The 228-nt window shown below is 41.7% G+C and carries 1 pseudogene; it reads right to left on the reverse strand.

The window, feature by feature from the left end:
• Positions 1-4: 4 nt before the first annotated feature.
• A pseudogene (locus BHE89_RS27300) lies at positions 5-228 on the reverse strand (LysM peptidoglycan-binding domain-containing protein); the annotation flags it as partial.

Raw genomic sequence — 228 nt, forward strand, 5'->3', positions numbered from 1 at the left:
GTTTTTAGGTTAATGCCGTGGCGACGGGCAATACTGTAATAAGAGTCACCTTGACGTACTTTATAGTAGCTTGGTGAAGGTTTCGTTGTTGTGGTTCGATTTTAATATCAGCATTCCAGCTCATTAACTGTTTTTAGGTTAATGCCGTGGCGACGGGCAATACTGTAATAAGAGTCACCTTGACGTACTTTATAGTAGCTTGGTGAAGGTTTCGTTGTTGTGGTTCGA

Source organism: Shigella sp. FC1967 (assembly GCF_001743005.1).
Classification (GTDB): Bacteria; Pseudomonadota; Gammaproteobacteria; order Enterobacterales; family Enterobacteriaceae; genus Proteus.